Genomic DNA, 16,633 nt, shown 5'->3' with positions numbered 1-16,633 from the left:
ACAGCAGTACGGCAGCGTACCTGGGCCGTGCACGGTCTTCGGCGGGGTGCGTGGCGGTCACCCTACGGCCTCTCCCACCAGGGCGGCGGGGGCCGGGGCGCGTTAGCCTGAACCCGAATTGATGCCTTATTTCGGTGCCGAACGGGAGAAAGGGCGGCACTCTGCATGGCAGTGGTGACTCCCCGGGTCTTTGTCTCCCATCTCGCCGGCATCGCCGTCTTCGACCCCAACGGCGACCAGGTCGGCCGGCTGCGGGACCTCGTCGCGCTGCTCCGGGTCGGCGACCGCCCGCCACGGCTGCTCGGCGTGGTCGTCGAGGTGATCAGCAGGCGCCGGATCTTCGTGCCCATGACGCGGGTGACCGGAGTGGAGTCCGGCCAGATCATCATCACCGGCGTGGTCAATATGCGGCGCTTCGAACAGCGGACGTCCGAGACGCTGGTGCTCGGCGAGCTGCTCGACCGGCGGGTGCGGCTGGTGGAGACCGGCGAGGAGGTCACCGTCCTCGACATCGGCATCACCCAGCTGCCGGCCCGCCGGGACTGGGAGATCGACAAGGTTTTCGTACGGAAGGGCAAGGGCGGGGCGCTGCGCCGCAAGGGAGAGGTGCTGACCGTCGAGTGGTCGGCGGTGACCGGCTTCTCGCTGGAGGAGCACGGGCAGGGGGCGGAGAGCCTGCTCGCCACCTTCGAACAGCTGCGGCCCGCCGACCTGGCCGGCGTACTGCACCACCTCTCCGCCAAGCGGCGCGCCGAGGTGGCCGCGGCGCTCGACGACGACCGGCTGGCCGATGTCCTGGAGGAGCTGCCGGAGGACGACCAGGTCGAGATCATCGGCAAGCTGAAGGACGAGCGGGCCGCCGACGTCCTGGAGGCGATGGACCCGGACGACGCCGCCGACCTGCTCTCCGAACTGCCGGAGGAGGAGAAGGAGCGGCTGCTGGCGCTGATGCGGCCGGAGGAGGCCGCGGACGTGCGGCGGCTGATGTCGTACGAGGAGCGGACCGCGGGCGGTCTGATGACCACCGAGCCGATCGTGCTGCGCCCGGACGCGACGGTCGCGGACGCCCTGGCGCGGGTGCGCGACCCGGACCTCTCCCCCGCGCTGGCCGCCCAGATCTACGTCTGCCGGCCACCGGACGAGACCCCCACCGGCAAGTACCTGGGCCTGGTGCACTTCCAACGGCTGCTGCGCGACCCGCCGTTCACCCTCGTCAGCTCGATCGCCGACACCGATCTGCCGGCCCTGCCACCGGACACCCCGCTGCCGGAGGTGACCAGCTATCTGGCCGCGTACAACATGGTCGCCGCGCCGGTGGTGGACGAGGGCGGGGCCCTGCTGGGCGCGGTCACCGTCGACGATGTGCTGGACCATCTGCTGCCGGACGACTGGCGCGAGGACGGTCTGCACGGCTCGGCGGCGGCCGGTCTGACCGGCGACAGGCACGTCGGGGAGCGGGCCGATGGGCGCTGAGGAGCGGGAGAGCGGCCGGGAACGGTCGCGGGCGAACGGGTCCTCGGCGGTGCGCCGGGGCGCCGCCGACCGGCCGCGGGTCCGTCTCGACCAGCCGCGCGCACCGCGCCGTACGTTCCTGCCGGAGTACGACCCGGAGGCGTTCGGGCGGCTGTCGGAGAAGATCGCCCGCTTCCTGGGGACCGGCCGCTTCATCGTCTGGATGACCGTCACCATCATCGTGTGGGTCATCTGGAACACGACGGCGCCCAGCAGTGTGAGGTTCGATCAGTACCCGTTCATCTTCCTGACGCTGGCGCTGTCGCTCCAGGCGTCGTACGCCGCACCGCTGATCCTGCTGGCGCAGAACCGCCAGGACGACCGCGACCGGGTCACCCACGAGCAGGACCGCAAGCAGAACGAGCGCTCCATCGCCGATACCGAGTATCTGACCCGGGAGATCGCGGCCCTGCGGCTCGGTCTGGGCGAGGTCGCCACCCGCGACTGGATCCGCTCCGAGCTCCAGGACATGCTGCGGGATCTGGAGCTGCGGCAGCCGGCCGGTGCGGAGAGTGACGAACGCGACCGCTGACGGGCTTTCCGGAGGCACCCTCACGCGCCGTACCATCGGGACATGGCTACCGACACTCCCCCAGGCGCCGCGCCGAGCGAGGACGCGATCCGCGAAGCGCTCGCGACGGTGAACGACCCCGAGATCCACCGTCCCATCACCGACCTGGGGATGGTCAAATCGGTCGACATCGCTGCGGACGGCGCGGTGGCGGTCGTGGTCTACCTCACCGTCTCCGGCTGCCCGATGCGCGAGACGATCACCAACAACGTGCACGACGCCGTCGCACAGGTCCCCGGCGTCACCGGCGTCACGGTCGAGCTCGATGTGATGAGCGACGAGCAGCGCAAGGAACTGGCGACCTCGCTGCGCGGCGGCACCGCCGAGCGCGAGGTGCCGTTCGCCCAGCCCGGCTCACTGACCCGGGTCTACGCCGTGGCCTCCGGCAAGGGCGGTGTCGGCAAGTCGTCGGTGACCGTCAACCTCGCCGCGGCGATGGCCGCCGACGGCCTGAAGGTCGGTGTCGTGGACGCCGACATCTACGGCCACTCCGTGCCCCGCATGCTGGGCGCCTACGGCAAGCCCACCCAGGTCGAGAACATGATCATGCCGCCGTCGGCGAACGGCGTGAAGGTCATCTCGATCGGCATGTTCACCCCCGGCAACGCCCCCGTCGTCTGGCGCGGCCCGATGCTGCACCGCGCGCTCCAGCAGTTCCTCGCCGACGTCTACTGGGGCGACCTCGACGTCCTGCTGCTGGACCTGCCCCCGGGCACCGGCGACATCGCGATCTCGGTGGCCCAGCTGGTGCCGAACGCCGAGATCCTGGTGGTCACCACCCCGCAGCAGGCCGCCGCCGAGGTCGCCGAGCGGGCCGGTTCGATCGCCGTGCAGACCCACCAGAAGATCGTCGGCGTGGTCGAGAACATGTCCGGGCTGCCCTGCCCGCACTGCGACGAGATGGTCGATGTCTTCGGCACCGGCGGCGGCGAGCGGGTCTCCGAGGGCCTGACGAAGACGACCGGCACCCAGGTCCCGGTGCTCGGCGCCATCCCGATCGACGTCCGGCTGCGCGAGGGCGGCGACGAGGGCAAGCCGGTCGTGCTGACCGACCCCGACTCCCCCGCCGGCTCGGCGATCCGCGCGATCGCGGGCAAGCTGGGCGGCCGGCAGCGGGGCCTGCAGGGCATGTCGCTCGGCATCACCCCGCGCAACAAGTTCTGAGACCGCGGCCGGTGCCACGACCGGCTCCCCGAGGGTGGGGGCCGCCGCGGACGCCGGCTCCCGGATAACGCTAAAGGGGCGGGCCCGTATGGGCCTGCCCCTTTCCGCCGTGCCTTCAGCCGTCGTACGCCGCCAGGTCCTGGATCACCGAGAAGCCCAGCCCGTACGCGCTCATCCCGCGCCCGTAGGCACCGATGTGCACGCCCTCGGGGTCCTCGCTCGCCGAGCCGGCCAGCACCCAGCCGTACTCGGACTCGCGGTAGGCGAACGACGTCGGCACGCCGTCCACCGGCAGCATCAGCTCGCTCCAGCTCCCGCCGCCGAGATCGTCGGCCAGCTCCCAGGCGAGCATCGTCTGCTGGTCCAGCCAGTCCTGACGCAGCGTCCGGTCCATCTGGGTGGGCCAGGTCTGCGCGAGCAGGCCCGACCCGGCGAGCCAGGCGGCCGTCGAGACCGAGGTCGCCTCCAGTACGCCGGTGCCGTCGGCGCTGCGCCGTACGGGGCGGCTGGCGACCGTGACCACCACTGCGAACCGCTCGTCCTGCGGGGGTTCCACCTTGATCGTGGGCTCCTCGCCGTGCCCGGTGGCGCCGTGCTCGACGGTGCCGTCCGCGGCCGCGCCTACCTGCATCAGCCAGCGCGGACCGGTGAACGCCTCGTCGAGGCCGTACCACGGGAACGCGGCCAGCAGATAGCCGTCGACCTTCCGGCCGGCCTCGGCGGACACCTCTTGTGCCGCTGTCCGACTCGTCGTCTCCATCTGCGCGGAGCCTCCTTGTTGCCCTGCGTCGTGGGCGGCCCGCCCCCCTCAGGCGACCGAACCCCGGACACCCGGAGCATAGCCATAGGCGTCAACACAGCCGGTCATACCGGTGTGTGTCAGGTGGCGTCGGCGTCGAACGGCGGACGCTCGTCCGGCTGAGGGCTTCCGGCCTTCTTCACCAGGTCAGGGCGCCCGGCGGAGGCGGCCGGGGACTCCTTGGACAGGCTGGGACCTGCCCCGTTCGAGGGCGTGGCGGAGGAAGCGCTGTCGTGGCCGTTGACGGCGTCGGTGACCTCGGCCATCTCCTTCTTCAGGTCGAAGCCGTTGCGGATCTCCTGAAGGTCCTTGAGGCCGTACTCGTCCTTCTCCAGGACATGCTTGCGCACGAAGTTCTTGGGCTTGAGGTCCTCGAACTCGAAGTCCTTGAAGTCCGGCCCCAGCTCGCTGCGGATGTCTTCCTTGGCACTGTCGGAGAACGCCCGCACCTTGCGGATGAAGCCCATGACGTCCTGGATGACCTTGGGAAGCTTGTCCGGGCCGAAGATGAGCACCGCAAGGATCACGAGCGCCACCAGCTCGAGGGGTCCTATGTCGAAGAACACCTAGCAGCTCCTTGGGTAATCCGCGGCCTTCGTCGGCCTATGGGCCAGGCCGCCTATCACGGTACCTGGCCCCGTACGTCCGGCGGGAGTCGCCCGCCCCAACACCATGCAAACGATCAACCCGTGCTGGAGGAACCCAGGCTGAGCCGTACGGACCGTTCCTTGCCGCCCCGGTGGAGGGTGAGCGCCAGCGTGTCGCCGGGCCGGTGGCTGCGGATCTTGACGATCAGCTCCTCGCCGCTGTGCACCGGGGAACCGTCCACGGTGGTGATCACATCGCCGGCCTTGATCCCCGCCTTGGCGCCGGGTCCGCCCGGGATGACCGGCGGCTTGCCGCTCTTGCTGTGCTCGCTGACCCGCGCCCCGTCACCGGCGTACTCCATCTCCAAGGTCACGCCGATCACCGGATGCGTCGCCCGGCCGGTGTTGATCAGCTCCTCGGCCACCCGCTTGGCCTGGTTGATCGGTATGGCGAAGCCCAGCCCTATGCTGCCGCCCTGGCCGCCGCCGCCCAGTCCGCTGCCGCTGTCGGCCGCCCGGATGGCGCTGTTGATGCCGATCACCCGCGCCTTGGCGTCCACCAGCGGGCCGCCGGAGTTGCCCGGGTTGATGGGCGCATCGGTCTGGAGCGCGTCCACGTACGAGACATCGCTGCCGTCGCCCTTCTCGCCGCCCGCGGTGATCGGGCGCTGCTTGGCGCTGATGATCCCGGAGGTGACGGTGTTGGCGAGGTCGAACGGGGCGCCGATCGCCACCACCGGGTCGCCGACCTGCACGGAGTCGGAGTTGCCGAGCGTGAGCGGCCGCAGTCCCGTGACGCCCTCCACCTGGATGACGGCGAGGTCGTAGCCGCCGTCCTCGCCGACGACCTTGGCCTTGGCCGTCTCGCCGCCGCTGAACGTCACCGAGATCTCGCCGCCGCTGCCGGCCGGCTGGACGACATGGTTGTTGGTGAGGATGTGGCCCTGGCGGTCGAGGACGAAGCCGGTGCCGGTGCCCTGCTCGGCGCTGCCGCGTACGTGGATGGTGACCACCCCGGGCAGCGCGCTCCGGGCGATCCCGGCGACGCTGTCGGGCCTGCGGCCGGCCTCGTCACCGGCGGACTGCGGAAGCCTGATGTCGTTGATCCCGCCGTAGCGCTCGACGTATGCGCCGATGCCGCCGCCGATGCCGCCCGCGAGCAGCGCGAGCGCCACCGCGCCGGCGACCAGCAGGCCGCGCCGGCGGCGCCGTGCGTGCGGTGGCCCGGCGACGGGCCCGCCCTGGAGCGGCGCGCTCCAGGGGTCGTACTGCTGCCAGGCACCGTGGGAGGCGGACGGCTGTCCCTGGGCGGAGGCCGGGCCGTGGTCGCCGAGCGGGCCGCAGAAGGGCTGCTGCTGGGCGGCGTAGGGCCCGGCCGCGGCTGCCGGGCGGGGGCCGCCGTCGCCGGGGTGCGGGAGGAAGGCGCCGTCCGCGGCGTTCCCCGCCCCGTCGGGTCCGGCGGCCGGTCCGGCCGCTGTGTCCAGGGGGGCGGTCCGCGGGCCGGTGGGATGTTGCGGCGTGGGCTGCGGGCCGGGGTGCTGCGGTGCGTCGGTCCGGGAGGCGGTGGTCGGGGCGGAGCCGGTCTGCGGGGGGCCGGACTTCTGGAGTCCGGGCCGGTGGGATGCGGCGGGCTCGGCGGCCGGGCGGGGGTGCGCGGCGTCGGCCGTCCCGGCCGGCTGCGGCTGCTCGCCGGGGGGCGTGAGCGGCGGGCGGTCCTCGGTGGTCGTCCCCGGCCCGCCCGTCGGCGGAGCGGGCTGCGCGGCGGGCTGCGCCGGACTCGGGTAGCCCGCGCCCGGGACCGTGCCCTGCGGGGCCGCAGGGGCACCGTACGGGGGCAGCGGCCCGGCGGCGGGCGGGAGCACGGTGCCGTGTGCGGGGGTCGCCACCGGCCGCTGCACGGGCGGCGCGGGCGCCCACGGCCCGGGGCCGCCGTACGGAGGGGTGCCGTACGGGTCCTCGGGATGCAACGGCTGCTGCCGCTGCGGCGCCGCGCTCGGGGTCTCGGCCGGTACCAGCGCCGTGGGCGGCACCGGAGCGGTTTCGGGAGCGGGGGCCGCCACCGCGGTCGGCGCCGTGTCGTCCGCAGACGTGGGCCGCGTCTCGTCCCGCGCGCCCCCGGCCACCCGGCGGAGCGTCACGGTCGACGGGGCCGGGCGCGCACCGCTCGGCCCGGCGCCCACGGCCCCGGCACTCTCCTGCGGCGTCCCGTCCGCGGCGCCCGCGCCCCGGGCTACCGTCAACTCCTCGTCCGCGGCGGCCGCTTCGGGCGCCTCGGCGCTCCCGGCCGACGCGTGCGCCACATCTGCCTCCGCGGCGTGCCGCGGCTCGGGCGGGCGCACGATCCAGTCCTCCGCCTCCTGCACCTCGGACGGGCCGGACGCGTCTGCCCCCGTCCCGCCCGCCGGGCCGTCGGCGGGCGGCATCGCCTGCGGACCGGCCTCGGCGGACGGTTCCGTGCGCGGGGTGCCTCCCGGACGGCTCCACCACTTCAGCTTCGGCCCGGCGGCCTTACCGTCGTCCATGCTCTCCCCAGAATTCGCCCGCGGTCGTGCGCGGGCCGCCACCACCTCGCGGCACGTGCCCGGTCAGGGGTGCGCCGCCCCACCGCGATTCAACCAGTTCCGCGCGGGGCTGCGCAGGGGACGGTCAGCGGTGGGCGGAGCTTGAGCCAGGGGCGGAGGGGCCTGCTGCGGCCGCGGAACCGATCAGCGGGCGCATGGGCTCCAGGGGCGGGAGCCCATGCGGGTTCTTCCGCACGGGGGCGTTGCCGGTCGCGGCGGCCAGGGGCGCGAGGTGGTACGCCGAGGCGGGACCGGTCGCGGCTATCAGCGGCGACAGGCCGAAGCGTCCCGCCGGGGCGGTCGCTGCCGCCGACGGCTGCGGGGAGGGAGGCGCAGTCGTGGGGCCGTACAGGGTCATGGCGCTGGGGGCCGGGGCCATGGTGGGGCCGCCGGACGGCTGCCAGCCGCCGGACCGGGAATTCTTGGCGGGAAACTCCTCACGGCGCAGGAGGGAATTGCTGTCGGCCGCCGGGCTGACGCTGAGCGGGGTGACGGCCGTGCCGCCGCCGTCGATGCGTCCACCGGGCAGGTCCACCGCCGCCTCCAGCGGGAGGGCGCCGCCCAGCGCGAAGGCCGCGAGCGAGACCGCACCGGCCGCCGCGAAAGCGAACCGGCGCCGCTGTGCGGGCCGGTCGGTCTCCTGCACACGGAAGCCGCGCGCGCGGGACTGTGGGGGCACCGCTGCCATGGCATGGCCGGAGTGGCCGTCGGAGGGGAGATAGCGGAACGCGCCGCCGCCGCGGGCGAAGTCGCCGCGTCCGAAGCTGCCGTTGCCGAGCCGGCTGCCGGGACCGCCGAGGTCTCCGCCGGGCAGCTGTTGCAGCCGGGCCAGCAGCCCCTCGGACGGGCCGGGGGGTGCCGTCTCGGCGAATACGCTTTTGAGCCGACGCTGGGCGTCGGCCTCTGCTTTGCACCGTCCGCATGTCGCAAGATGCGCGAGCACCCGCTCGCGTGCGTCATGCCCCAACTCGCCGTCGACCAGAGCCGCGAGGCGGTCGCCGAGATGCTGCTCGGCGGGGGACGGACCGCCCATGGCGCTCACGCGATCCCAACCTCCCCCGTGGGCACCACGGCCAGCGAGCGCCGCTGCTCACGCTCTTCGGCCCGCGTGGCCGGAGCGCGGTGCTTGAGCGCCTTGCGCAGATGGGAGCGGCCGCGGTGGATCCGGCTGCGGACCGTACCGAGCTTGACGCCGAGCGTCGCGGCGATCTCCTCGTACGACAGGCCCTCGATGTCGCACAGGACGACGGCGGCACGGAACTCGGGCGCGAGGGTGTCCAGCGCCTGCTGGACATCGGCGTCGAAGTGGGTGTCGTTGAAATGCTGCTGCGGGGAGGGCTCACGGCTGGGGAGCCGCTCGGCGGCATCGTCACCCAGCGCATCGAAGCGGATGCGCTGACGGCGGCGGACCATGTCCAGGAAGAGGTTGGTGGTGATCCGGTGCAGCCAGCCCTCGAAGGTGCCGGGGGTGTACGTCGACAGCGAGCGGAAGACGCGGACGAACACCTCCTGGGTGAGGTCCTCGGCGTCGTGCTGATTGCCGGTGAGGCGGTAGGCGAGGCGGTAGACCCGCGCACTGTGGGTGCTGACGATCTCCTCCCAGCTGGGCGGAGTCCACGCCTGCGCATCCGCGTCTGCGGCAAAGGTCGCGGTCGTTGCGGAGTCGGCGACGGGGGCCCCTCCCATGCCCTTGGGGCCATGGGGGCGGGAACGGTCAGCAGTGTTTGTCACGGATTTCGGCTCGGCGAACGACCTCTTCAAGCGCCTCAGCACCCCTCGGTCACCCGCCGCAGCCGCACCTCCCCTGGTGGCTCTGGTGGTGTCCAGTAGAGCCCCTACCATATCCACCTCGCCCGTTAGCTCCGGATAAGCAGTTTTGACCTGCATTTGGTCCTGCTTCTGGTCTTGCTGCGTGTCTCGCGCGGTCTTCACCAGTCCATCCCCCCGTCATCCCCCTGCCTCTCCTCAACGTCCGGTCCCATCTGCGGGTTCCCGCACGCAGCGGATACAGTCACGGTTGCGTCAACCACGGGGACAGGAGAGGGCCATTACCGGCAACCGGCAGACGAACTTGGCATTCGCCGAGGCGTACGGCGCCGGGACCATCGACGACAGCGCCGAGGCCGCCCTGCGCTGGTCCCGTGACTGCGCGCGGGAAGCCGGCATCCGGGCGGTGACGACCGGCACCGGCGCGGCCCTGCGTCTGCTCGCTGCCACCACGGACGCCAAAGCGGTCGCCGAGATCGGCACCGGCACCGGCGTGTCGGGCATCTATCTCCTGCACGGCATGCGTCCCGACGGGGTGCTGACCACCGTGGATCTCGAACCCGAGCGGCAGACGTTCGCCAAGCAGGCGTTCCGTTCGGCCGGCTTCGCCGGGAACCGCGCCCGCTTCATCCCGGGCCGCGCCCTGGACGTGCTGCCCCGTCTCGCGGACGGCGGCTACGACCTCGTGTTCTGCGACGGCGACCTGATGGAGTGCCTGGAATATCTCGCTGAATCGTTGCGTCTGCTGCGCCCCGGCGGCCTGGTCTGCTTCGAGGGCGTCTTCGCCGACGGCCGTACGGTCGACTCCGCGATGCAGCCCGCCGAGGTGCTCCGGCTGCGGGAACTGCTGCGGGCCGTCCGGGAGAGCACCACGCTGGTGCCGGCCCTGCTGCCGGTCGGCGACGGCCTGCTCTGCGCGGTCAAGCGCGGCTGACCTGCACCGGAGCCGGTACCTGTACCTACCGGGAGGACATGAAACGGCCCCGGCACGTGGCGCGCCTTCACTGCGCGCCACGTGCCGGGGCCGGGGTATCTCGGCTGGGGATACCGGGGTCAGCCCCGGGAAACCGCCGGTTGCGCCGCCCTTGTCAGACGGTGACCTTGTCCAGGGCCTCACCCAGGGCCTTGGCTTCGTCGGGGGTCAGCTCGACGACGAGCCGCCCGCCGCCTTCGAGCGGAACGCGCATGACGATGCCCCGCCCCTCCTTGGTCACCTCGAGCGGGCCGTCGCCCGTCCGCGGCTTCATGGCCGCCATGCTCGTTCCCCTTCCTGAAACCAGCTCAATCAAGCTCATCTCAGCCGACGGCCCGAATAGGCACGTGTCACCGGCATCGAACAGATTGCTTCCAGGCCATTATCCCGCATCGAACGACCCGATGACCAACATCGGGCAGCATCCCTTCGGCAACCCGCTCTCTCAAACCCCCTCAATTCGGGGAGGTGGCTGCAATACTTCTCCGCCCGGAGACCTCCGACGCGCCCGCAATCTTTGATGTACGTCACATGCCGGGGCCCGATGATCTCCGGCATCCTGAGCGCTGACTGCCGCTGCCGAGCAGTCCGAGCCGCGACGGAGGGGACTCCACACTATGGCCGACACCGTGCTCTATGACGTGACCGACGGACTCGCGACGATCACTCTCAACCGCCCCGACGCGATGAACGCGCTGAACATCGAGGCGAAGGTCCTGCTGCGGGACACCCTCAAGGAGGCCGCCGCCGATCCGGCCGTACGCGCCGTTCTGCTGACCGCCACCGGGCGCGCCTTCTGCGTCGGGCAGGACCTCAAGGAGCACATCGGCCTGCTGGCCGAGGACCGGGCCAACGGCACCGGCGCCACCATGAACACCGTGCGTGAACACTACAACCCGATCGTGACGGCGCTGACCGAGATGCCCAAGCCCGTGGTCGCGGGCGTCAACGGGGTCGCCGCGGGCGCCGGCGCGGGTTTTGCGCTCGCCGCCGACTACCGCGTCGTCGCCGACTCCGCGGCCTTCAACACCTCCTTCGCGGGCGTCGCGCTGACCGCCGACTCCGGGATGTCCTGGACGCTGCCCCGGCTGATCGGCCATGGCAGGGCCGCCGATCTGCTGCTCTTCCCGCGCAACATCAGCGCCCAGGAGGCGTACGACCTGGGAATCGCCAACAAGGTGGTCCCGGCCGGCGAGCTGGCCGCGGAGGCCGCGGCCGTCGCCCGTCGGCTGGCCCAGGGCCCGACCGCCGCGTATGCCGCCCTCAAGGAGTCGCTGGCCTACGGGGCCGGGCACACGCTCGCCGAGACCCTCGGCAAGGAGGACGAGCTACAGGGGCGGGCCGGGGCGTCGGAGGACCACCGGATCGCGGTCGAGGCGTTCGTGAAGAAGGAGAAGCCGGCCTTCCTGGGCCGCTGACCCGCGCCGCTGACCCCGACACGCTTCACGGCCCCGCCGGCCCCGCCGCGCTGACCCGCACCCGCTGACCGGTCCGGGTCAGCCGGCCGCCGCTTCCACGGCCTGACGGACATGGCAGTCCGCCAGATGGTCGTTGACCAGGCCGCAGGCCTGCATCATCGCGTACGCGGTGGTCGGGCCGACGAAGCGGAAGCCGCGCTTCTTGAGGTCCTTGGCGAGCGCCGTCGACTCCGGGGTCACCGGCTGCAGATCGCTGACCGTGCGCGGCACCGGCCGGCCGGCCCGGCCGGGGGCGTAGGACCAGATGAGGCCGTCGAGTTCGCCCGCGGCCAGCTCGGCGGCGATCCTGGCGTTGTTGATCGTCGCGGCGATCTTGGCGCGGTTGCGGATGATGCCCGGGTCGGCGAGCAGCCGCTCGGCGTCCGCGTCCGTGAACCGCGCCACCTCGGCAATCCGGAAATCGGCGAACGCGGCGCGGAAGCCGGGGCGGCGGCGCAGGATCGTGATCCAGGAGAGCCCGGACTGGAACGCCTCCAGGCTCATCCGCTCGAAGAGGGCGTCGTCGCCGTGGACCGGCAGGCCCCATTCGGTGTCGTGGTAAGCGCGGTAGTCGGCCATCTGCGCCGACTCCATCCCCCAGGGGCAGCGCGGGATGCCGTCCGGTTCCGTCACCACGCCGCTCATGCCCGGTCCCCGCCTTCCTGGTCCGTCCCGGACGCTTCGGATGTCCCGGGGTGCTCCGGGGCGCCGGGCCCGGGGGCCGGCCGCGTCTCCTCGACCGGCCCGAGCACGGGCGGGCCGTCCTGTATCAGCCCCGGGCCGCCCATGGCGGAGGCGTGCGCTCCGGCCAGCGCGGCCTCCAGCTCGGCGATCCGGGCGTCCCGCTCGGCGAGTTCGGCGCCCAGGCGGTCCAGGACGTCGTCGACCTCGTCCATCCGGTAACCACGGACGGTCACCGGAAAGCGGACGGCTTCCACATCGGCGCGGGCCACCGGGCGGTCCTCCGGCAGCGGGTCGTACAGCCGGTCCGGCTCGGCGTCCCGCAGCCCACCGCCGTCACCGCCGCCGACGACGACGAGGGTGACGGCGGCCACCACCACGACCATCGCGATCAGCAAGAACCAGAACACGACCAACTCCCCGGACTATGTGCCTGCACTGATCGTGCCATGCGGGTGTGACAGTTAGGGTCGCTCCCGGACCATGGAGAGGGAGTCAGGGAATGCTGCGGCTGGGGAATCGCGAGTTCGGGGCGCACGAGCCGGTGATCATGGCGATCGTCAACAGGACGCCGGACTCGTTCTACGACCAGGGCGCCACGTTCCGTGACGAACCCGCGCTGGCCCGTGTGGAACAGGCGGTGGCCGACGGTGCCGCGATCATCGACATCGGCGGCGTCAAGGCCGGCCCCGGTGAGGAGGTCGGCGCCGAGGAGGAGGCCCGCCGCACGGTCGGGTTCGTGGCCGAGGTGCGCAAGCGCTTCCCCGATGTGGTGATCAGCGTCGACACCTGGCGGCACGAGGTCGGCGAGGCGGTCTGCGAGGCCGGCGCGGATCTGCTCAACGACGCCTGGGGCGGGGTCGATCCGCGGCTCGCGGAGGTCGCGGCGCGCTACGACGTGGGCCTGGTGTGCACGCACGCGGGCGGCGCCGAACCGCGTACCCGCCCGCACCGGGTGACGTACGACGACGTGATGGCGGACATCCTGCGGGTGACGCTCCAACTGGCCGAGCGGGCCGTGGAGCTCGGCGTCCGGCGGGACGCGATCATGATCGACCCGGGGCACGACTTCGGGAAGAACACCCGGCACAGCCTGGAGGCGACCCGCCGGCTGGGCGAGATGACGGGCACCGCTCCCCAAGCTCTCGGCTTCGCCCGAGCAGGGGATACCCCATTGCCGGTGCTGGTCTCGCTGTCCAACAAGGACTTCGTCGGCGAGACGCTCGACAAGCCGGTCAAGGAGCGGGTGCTCGGCACCCTCGCGACCACGGCCGTCTCGGCCTGGCTGGGCGCGCAGGTCTACCGGGTCCACGAGGTCGCCGAGACCCGTCAGGTGCTGGACATGGTGGCCTCGATCGCCGGCCACCGGCCCCCGGCGGTCGCCCGCCGGGGACTGGCCTGAGGAGTCCGGGCCTCAGATCCCGACCTCCTTGGTCACCAGCGCGATCGCCTCGTCCACGTCATCGCTGAGGTGGAAGAGCTCCAGATCGTGCATCGACGCCTTCCCCTCGGCGATGAGGGTGTCGCGCAGCCAGTCGACCAGTCCGCTCCAGTAGGCCGTGCCGAACAGCACGATCGGGAAGCGGGTGACCTTACGGGTCTGGACGAGGGTGAGCGCCTCGAAGAGCTCGTCGAGGGTGCCGAGTCCGCCGGGGAGCACCACGAACCCCCGGGCGTACTTCACAAAACACGTCTTGCGGACGAAGAAGTAGCGGAAGTCGACCCCGAGGTTCACATAGGCGTTCATGCCCTGCTCGAAGGGCAGCTCGATGCCCAGCCCGACGGAGGTGCCCCCGGCTTCGTTGGCGCCCTTGTTGGCGGCCTCCATGGCGCCGGGGCCGCCGCCGGTGATCACCGCGAACCCGGCCTCGACCAGGGCCCGTCCGATCCGTACGGCGGCGTCGTACTCCTTGGAGTCGCGCGCCGTACGGGCCGAGCCGAAGACGCTGACGGCCGGGCCGAGCTCGGCCAGCGCGCCGAAGCCCTCGACGAACTCCGACTGGATGCGCATCACGCGCCAGGGATCGGTGTGCACCCACTCGGAGGGGCCTTCGGAGTCCAGCAGGCGCTGGTCCGTGGTGCCGGTACGCACCTGGTCCTGGCGGCGCAGTACGGGACCCAGCCGCTGCTCCTCGGGGACCGGTGCTCCCTCGGGACTGGCCATGTCGTGCTCCCTCCGCTGGCAGATCGTTTGCCGTTTCAGCGTAGATCCGCCGACGTGAAGAGCAGGGGAATTCGCCGGGTATGCGGTCGGGCGGCGGCCGGTCCCCGGAGCTGCGGCCCGGCCGTCAGGCGGTCAGCCAGGCGCGCAGCCGCTCCTCGCAGTGCAGGATGCGGTCGATCTCGACCCGTTCGTCCTTCTTGTGGGCAAGCAGCGAGTAGCCGGGGCCGTAGTTGACGGCCGGAACGCCCAGCGCACTGAAGCGGGAGACATCGGTCCAGCCGAACTTGGGCATCGCGCTGCCGCCGACGGACTCCATGAAGGCCTTGGCCGCCGGGTGGGAGAGTCCGGGCAGCGCGCCCGGGGAGTGGTCGTCGACGACGAACTCGTCCACCGGGCAGTCCGCGAAGACCTCGCGTACGTGGGCCAGCGCCTCGTCGGGGGTGCGGTCCGGCGCGTAGCGGAAGTTCACGGTGACCGTGCAGGCGTCCGGGATGACGTTGTTGGCGACGCCGCCCTCGATGCGTACGGCGTTGAGGCCCTCGCGGTATTCGAGGCCGTCGATGACCGGGCGGCGCGGTTCGTACGCCGCGAGCTTCGCCAGGATCGGGGCGGCGGCGTGGATCGCGTTGTCGCCCATCCAGCTGCGGGCGGAGTGGGCGCGCTCACCGGTGGTGCGCAGCAGGACCCGCAGGGTGCCCTGGCAGCCGCCCTCCACCTGGCCGTCGGAGGGCTCCAGGAGGACGGCGAAGTGGCCGGCGAGCCAGTCGGGGTGGGCGTCGGCGACATGGCCGAGCCCGTTGAGGTGCGCGGCGACCTCTTCCTGGTCGTAGAAGACGAAGGTCAGGTCGCGGTTGGGTGCCGGTACCGTGGCGGCCATCCGCAGCTGGACGGCGACACCGGACTTCATGTCGCAGGTGCCGCAGCCCCACAGGACGCCGTTCTCGTCCAGCCGGGAGGGGACGTTGCCGGCGATCGGCACGGTGTCGAGGTGGCCGGCGAGCACCACCCGCTCGTCGCGGCCCAGGTGCGTGCGGGCCACGACGTTGTTGCCGTGGCGGTCGACGGTCAGGTGCGGGAGCGCGCGCAGGGCGTGCTCGACGGCGTCGGCGAGTTCCTTCTCGTTGCCGCTCTCGGAGGGGAAGTCGACGAGCTGCGCGGTGAGCGCGGCGGCGTCGAGCGACAGGTCGAGGGCGGGGTGGTCTGTGCGGCGCTCCATGAATCCGACCCTATCGGCAGCACTCCAGTACGGTGGGCCCGTGTCCGCACAGCCCTCAGCCTCCCTCCGCCGCAGCCGCCGGTGGCGTATCGCCGCGGCCGTCTCCGTACTGATCGGCCTGGCCGTCTATCTCGTGGTGCAGTACGTGACCGGTGGTCCCGGGGCGCCGAGCTGCACGGTGCGCGCCGAGGGCGACGCCGAGGCCTACGAGCTGTCCCCGGAGCAGGCCGCGAACGCCGCGACGATCTCGGCCGTGGCGTCCTCGCGCGGACTCCCGGAGCGGGCGGTGACCATCGCGCTGGCGACGGCGATGCAGGAGTCGGGGCTGCGCAACATCGACTTCGGTGACCGGGATTCCGTCGGGCTCTTCCAGCAGCGGCCCTCGCAAGACTGGGGCACCGTGAAGAAGATCATGGACCCCGTCTACTCGGCCGGGGAGTTCTACCGGCATCTGGCCAACGTGCCCGGATACTCCCGGTTGCCGCTGACCGTCGCCGCGCAGAAGGTCCAGCACAGCGGCTATCCGCAGGCGTACGCCAAACACGAGGCGAACGCCGCGCAGTTGACCGGGGCGCTCACGGGACGCGACCAGGGCGCGATGACCTGCACCGAGAGCCGCCCGGTGGGCAGCGGGGGCGCCGACGCCGCGAAGGTGCGGGAGAAGCTGGTGCGGGAGTTCGGCCCCCAGGTGCTGCCACGGGCGGGCGGCTCCGGCGGCCGCAGCGCGGGCGACGGGCGCGGCGTGACGATACCGGTGAAGGCGGCCGGTCCGGTGGTGGCCGCGGGCGATGCCTCGCGGCGCGGCTGGGAGCTGGCGACGTGGGCGGTCGCGCACTCCGCGGAGCTGCACATCGAACAGATCTCTTACGCCGGCCGGACGTGGACCGCGGCCGATTCGGGGAAGGGCTGGCAGCAGAAGCCGGCCGCTTCCGCGGCGGCCGCGCGCACCGTTCGTATCATCACCGAGCAATAGTTTGCCGGGTCCCTCTAAAGGGGCACGGGCGGCAATTCCTTTGATGCGTAAGGGAGTTGGCCGGAGCGCGTGCATGCGCTCCGCCAATTCCCTTGCACGCAAAGGGCTGTGACGTTTCGGCAGCCCACCGGGCCGTGCGCATATTGCCCTTCTTTATCCAGGGCCGATTATGTGACGCGTTACCAACTCTTTACCGGAGTTCACCGCA

17 protein-coding genes are annotated in these 16,633 nt (G+C 72.1%); 7 read left to right on the top strand and 10 right to left on the bottom strand.

Annotation, left to right across the window (positions count from 1 at the left end; translation table 11 throughout):
* The first annotated feature begins 165 nt into the window (after nucleotides 1-165).
* Genes K7C20_RS24335 through K7C20_RS24325 form a run of 3 tightly spaced genes read left to right on the top strand, consistent with a single transcriptional unit; the run spans nucleotide 166 to nucleotide 3,247 of the window.
* Entirely contained in the window at nucleotides 166-1,473 is a 1,308-nt protein-coding gene (locus tag K7C20_RS24335) for a magnesium transporter MgtE N-terminal domain-containing protein (protein ID WP_030085702.1), read from the top strand.
* Nucleotides 1,463-2,044 (top strand): DUF1003 domain-containing protein, encoded by a 582-nt coding sequence (locus K7C20_RS24330; RefSeq protein WP_030085700.1) that lies wholly within the window; start codon nucleotides 1,463-1,465, stop codon nucleotides 2,042-2,044. Before K7C20_RS24335 ends, K7C20_RS24330 begins: the two co-directional genes overlap by 11 nt.
* Before the next feature lie 42 nt (nucleotides 2,045-2,086).
* Nucleotides 2,087-3,247 carry an Mrp/NBP35 family ATP-binding protein gene (locus tag K7C20_RS24325; RefSeq protein WP_030085698.1) on the top strand — a complete coding sequence of 387 codons (1,161 nt, stop codon included), beginning with the start codon at nucleotides 2,087-2,089 and terminating at the stop codon, nucleotides 3,245-3,247.
* Between the two features lie 115 nt (nucleotides 3,248-3,362).
* Here the strand turns inward: K7C20_RS24325 and K7C20_RS24320 are convergent, their stop codons facing one another.
* From K7C20_RS24320 to sigE, 5 genes are all read right to left on the bottom strand, one after another.
* Nucleotides 3,363-4,007: a hypothetical protein gene (locus K7C20_RS24320; RefSeq protein WP_053209135.1), complete on the bottom strand. Its 645-nt coding sequence runs from the start codon at nucleotides 4,005-4,007 to the stop codon at nucleotides 3,363-3,365.
* A 119-nt stretch (nucleotides 4,008-4,126) separates the two neighbouring features.
* Nucleotides 4,127-4,612, bottom strand: coding sequence for a sec-independent translocase (locus K7C20_RS24315; protein ID WP_030085692.1), 486 nt, complete (start codon nucleotides 4,610-4,612; stop codon nucleotides 4,127-4,129).
* A 116-nt stretch (nucleotides 4,613-4,728) separates the two neighbouring features.
* Nucleotides 4,729-7,155, bottom strand: a complete 2,427-nt coding sequence (locus K7C20_RS24310) for a S1C family serine protease (RefSeq protein WP_053209134.1) — start codon at nucleotides 7,153-7,155, stop codon at nucleotides 4,729-4,731.
* Nucleotides 7,156-7,279: 124 nt separating this feature from the next.
* Nucleotides 7,280-8,236 (bottom strand): zf-HC2 domain-containing protein, encoded by a 957-nt coding sequence (locus tag K7C20_RS24305; RefSeq protein ID WP_030085685.1) that lies wholly within the window; start codon nucleotides 8,234-8,236, stop codon nucleotides 7,280-7,282.
* Nucleotides 8,233-8,925, bottom strand: a complete 693-nt coding sequence (gene sigE, locus K7C20_RS24300) for an RNA polymerase sigma factor SigE (RefSeq protein ID WP_030085683.1) — start codon at nucleotides 8,923-8,925, stop codon at nucleotides 8,233-8,235. The genes K7C20_RS24305 and sigE overlap by 4 nt, the downstream gene beginning before the upstream one ends.
* A 373-nt stretch (nucleotides 8,926-9,298) precedes the next feature.
* Between sigE and K7C20_RS24295 the strand changes: the two genes are divergently transcribed.
* On the top strand, nucleotides 9,299-9,895 hold the full coding sequence (locus tag K7C20_RS24295) for an O-methyltransferase (RefSeq protein ID WP_400843183.1): 597 nt from the start codon (nucleotides 9,299-9,301) through the stop codon (nucleotides 9,893-9,895).
* Nucleotides 9,896-10,049: 154 nt separating this feature from the next.
* Here K7C20_RS24295 and K7C20_RS24290 read toward each other — a convergent pair whose 3' ends face one another.
* Nucleotides 10,050-10,217: a DUF3117 domain-containing protein gene (locus tag K7C20_RS24290; RefSeq protein ID WP_006603288.1), complete on the bottom strand. Its 168-nt coding sequence runs from the start codon at nucleotides 10,215-10,217 to the stop codon at nucleotides 10,050-10,052.
* Between the two features lie 334 nt (nucleotides 10,218-10,551).
* On the opposite strand from K7C20_RS24290, the gene chcB reads away from it, so the two are divergent.
* Nucleotides 10,552-11,352, top strand: a complete 801-nt coding sequence (gene chcB / locus K7C20_RS24285; RefSeq protein WP_030085679.1) for a 2-cyclohexenylcarbonyl CoA isomerase — start codon at nucleotides 10,552-10,554, stop codon at nucleotides 11,350-11,352.
* A gap of 78 nt (nucleotides 11,353-11,430) precedes the next feature.
* Here the strand turns inward: chcB and K7C20_RS24280 are convergent, their stop codons facing one another.
* Together K7C20_RS24280 and K7C20_RS24275 are read right to left on the bottom strand one after the other, a co-directional pair.
* Nucleotides 11,431-12,036: a DNA-3-methyladenine glycosylase I gene (locus K7C20_RS24280; RefSeq protein WP_030085677.1), complete on the bottom strand. Its 606-nt coding sequence runs from the start codon at nucleotides 12,034-12,036 to the stop codon at nucleotides 11,431-11,433.
* Complete coding sequence (locus K7C20_RS24275; RefSeq protein WP_053209133.1) at nucleotides 12,033-12,482, bottom strand: DivIVA domain-containing protein; 450 nt, start codon at nucleotides 12,480-12,482, stop codon at nucleotides 12,033-12,035. Before K7C20_RS24275 ends, K7C20_RS24280 begins: the two co-directional genes overlap by 4 nt.
* Nucleotides 12,483-12,574: 92 nt before the next feature.
* On the opposite strand from K7C20_RS24275, the gene folP reads away from it, so the two are divergent.
* Nucleotides 12,575-13,474: a dihydropteroate synthase gene (gene folP, locus K7C20_RS24270; RefSeq protein ID WP_030085673.1), complete on the top strand. Its 900-nt coding sequence runs from the start codon at nucleotides 12,575-12,577 to the stop codon at nucleotides 13,472-13,474.
* Nucleotides 13,475-13,486: 12 nt separating this feature from the next.
* Here the strand turns inward: folP and K7C20_RS24265 are convergent, their stop codons facing one another.
* Both K7C20_RS24265 and dapE read right to left on the bottom strand, forming a co-directional pair.
* Nucleotides 13,487-14,236: an LOG family protein gene (locus tag K7C20_RS24265; protein WP_030085671.1), complete on the bottom strand. Its 750-nt coding sequence runs from the start codon at nucleotides 14,234-14,236 to the stop codon at nucleotides 13,487-13,489.
* A 124-nt stretch (nucleotides 14,237-14,360) separates the two neighbouring features.
* Nucleotides 14,361-15,452 (bottom strand): succinyl-diaminopimelate desuccinylase, encoded by a 1,092-nt coding sequence (gene dapE / locus K7C20_RS24260; RefSeq protein ID WP_053209132.1) that lies wholly within the window; start codon nucleotides 15,450-15,452, stop codon nucleotides 14,361-14,363.
* 40 nt (nucleotides 15,453-15,492) lie between these two features.
* Between dapE and K7C20_RS24255 the strand changes: the two genes are divergently transcribed.
* Nucleotides 15,493-16,425 (top strand): hypothetical protein, encoded by a 933-nt coding sequence (locus K7C20_RS24255; RefSeq protein WP_030085665.1) that lies wholly within the window; start codon nucleotides 15,493-15,495, stop codon nucleotides 16,423-16,425.
* The last annotated feature ends 208 nt before the right edge of the window (nucleotides 16,426-16,633 follow it).

This window comes from Streptomyces decoyicus (assembly GCF_019880305.1).
Classification (GTDB): domain Bacteria; phylum Actinomycetota; class Actinomycetes; order Streptomycetales; family Streptomycetaceae; genus Streptomyces; species Streptomyces decoyicus.
The sequence above is the reverse complement of the archived record's forward strand: the minus strand, read 5'-3'. Positions and strand labels throughout refer to the sequence as shown.

What these genes read in the sequence shown, in the direction of transcription:
- K7C20_RS24335 (WP_030085702.1), top strand. Translation starts at nt 166, where the DNA reads ATGGCAGTGGTGACTCCCCGGGTCTTTGTCTCCCATCTCGCCGGCATC.
- K7C20_RS24330 (WP_030085700.1), top strand. Translation starts at nt 1,463, where the DNA reads ATGGGCGCTGAGGAGCGGGAGAGCGGCCGGGAACGGTCGCGGGCGAAC.
- K7C20_RS24325 (WP_030085698.1), top strand. Translation starts at nt 2,087, where the DNA reads ATGGCTACCGACACTCCCCCAGGCGCCGCGCCGAGCGAGGACGCGATC.
- K7C20_RS24320 (WP_053209135.1), bottom strand. Translation starts at nt 4,007, where the DNA reads ATGGAGACGACGAGTCGGACAGCGGCACAAGAGGTGTCCGCCGAGGCC.
- K7C20_RS24310 (WP_053209134.1), bottom strand. Translation starts at nt 7,155, where the DNA reads ATGGACGACGGTAAGGCCGCCGGGCCGAAGCTGAAGTGGTGGAGCCGT.
- K7C20_RS24290 (WP_006603288.1), bottom strand. Translation starts at nt 10,217, where the DNA reads ATGGCGGCCATGAAGCCGCGGACGGGCGACGGCCCGCTCGAGGTGACC.
- chcB (WP_030085679.1), top strand. Translation starts at nt 10,552, where the DNA reads ATGGCCGACACCGTGCTCTATGACGTGACCGACGGACTCGCGACGATC.
- K7C20_RS24280 (WP_030085677.1), bottom strand. Translation starts at nt 12,036, where the DNA reads ATGAGCGGCGTGGTGACGGAACCGGACGGCATCCCGCGCTGCCCCTGG.
- folP (WP_030085673.1), top strand. Translation starts at nt 12,575, where the DNA reads ATGCTGCGGCTGGGGAATCGCGAGTTCGGGGCGCACGAGCCGGTGATC.
- K7C20_RS24265 (WP_030085671.1), bottom strand. Translation starts at nt 14,236, where the DNA reads ATGGCCAGTCCCGAGGGAGCACCGGTCCCCGAGGAGCAGCGGCTGGGT.
- dapE (WP_053209132.1), bottom strand. Translation starts at nt 15,452, where the DNA reads ATGGAGCGCCGCACAGACCACCCCGCCCTCGACCTGTCGCTCGACGCC.